This window comes from Bradyrhizobium sp. (assembly GCF_049581145.1).
Classification (GTDB): Bacteria; Pseudomonadota; Alphaproteobacteria; order Rhizobiales; family Xanthobacteraceae; genus Bradyrhizobium.
The window spans coordinates 1-1,605 of the sequence record NZ_JBAURI010000882.1 but is presented as its reverse complement, the minus strand read 5'-3'; the positions used below and the strand labels follow the sequence as shown (position 1 = coordinate 1,605).

General features: G+C 62.8%; 1 protein-coding gene. It reads right to left on the bottom strand.

The window, feature by feature from the left end; genetic code table 11:
- Positions 1-313: 313 nt before the first annotated feature.
- Positions 314-1,605 (bottom strand): 8-oxoguanine deaminase (locus WCB02_RS28795; RefSeq protein WP_423963144.1); only part of this gene is annotated, 1,292 nt, incomplete at its 5' end.

Here is a 1,605-nt window from a genome sequence, read left to right as displayed (position 1 = left end):
CGTCGATGTAGATCGAACGGGTGTCGCGCAAACTTGCGAGATAGGAATTTCCGTCTCTGGCCATGGAGGACTCCGCAAAACCTGCTGGAATCCGACGCCAGGTATTCACCCATTGCAGCCGGAATTGAGCAAAAGCTTAGGGGGCGGCCTGTTTGCCGGTCAAGCTGATCGATTGAGCAGACGGAGGGCCAAACTCTGTTGGATTTTCAATGCTGATCCAGGCAAATGACCAGCGATTGAGCACAGCGACGCGAAGATTGGGCAATTGCATACGATCGGTCATTCGTGGCAACAGGAGCACGCACGGAATCGTTCAATGCGGGGCGAGAAATGCCCGCGCCGCCCGGCCGTGCTCCTGGCGCAGCCGCGCCAGATCCATTCCGACCGGGACGCCGTCCGTCACCCGCCACTCGCCCGCGATCATGACCCGGTCGGCCTGATGGGCGCCGCACAGCACCAGCGCGGCAATCGGATCGCCCGCGCCTGAAAACCTCAGTGCTTCCAAGGTGAAGCAGGCCAGATCGGCCTGCCGCCCGACCGCGATCTTGCCGATATCCCGCCGTCCAAGGCATTTCGCCGAGCCCTCGGTCGCCCAGCGAAAGGCATCCAGGTGTGTCACCGCAGAGGCATCATAGGCCAGCCGTCCGAGCAGCAAGGCGTGACGCACGGATTCCATCAGGTTCGAGCTGTCATTCGAGGCCGAGCCGTCGACGCCAAGCCCCACGCGTACCCCTGCCGCCTCCAGATCCCTGGTTCTGCAGATACCCGACGACAGCACCATGTTGGAGGTCGGGCAGTGGCAGATTCCAATGCCGTGCCGGCCGAGCCGCGCAATCTCGGCATCGTTGAAGTGAATGCCATGCGCGAGCCAGACGCGCTCGTTCAGCCAGCCCACCTGTTCGAGGTAATCCAGCGGCCGGCAGCCATAATGATGCAGGCAGTAGTCATCCTCATCGCGGGTTTCTCCGAGATGGGTATGAAGCAGGCAGTCGTGCTGCTCGGCGAGCGCCGCGGTATCGACCATCAGTTGCCGGGTGACGTTGAACGGCGCGCATGGCGCCAGCGCAACGCGCAGCAAGGAGCCCTCGCTCGGATCGTGATACTTGCGGAGCACCCGTTCGCAATCGGCAATCACGGCATCATAATCCTGCATCAGTCGCGGGTCGGCGATGCCGCCATCGGCAAAGCCGAGATTGATCGCGCCGCGCGTCAGTGTCATGCGCATGCCGAGTTTCGTGGCCTCCTCGGCCTCGATGTCGACGGCGTCGGCCATGTCGTCTGGAAAGACGAACAAATGATCCGCGGCCGTGGTGCAGCCTGACATCAGGAGCTCGGTGAGCGCAACGCGCACGGCGAGCCGAAAGCAGTCGCGATCGAGATGGGCGCCCCAGATCGGATAAAGCTGTTTCAGCCAGGGAAACAGCTCCTTGTTGATGGCGCGCGGATGGGCCCGGGTCAGGGTCTGGAAGAAATGGTGATGCGCGTTGACGAGGCCGGGAATGATGACGTGGCGCCGCGCGTCGAACATTGCGTCGCAGGCGTTTGCCGGTCCGTCCGTGCCAACGAGCTCGACGATCCTGCCACCCTCGACGACAAGTCCGCGCT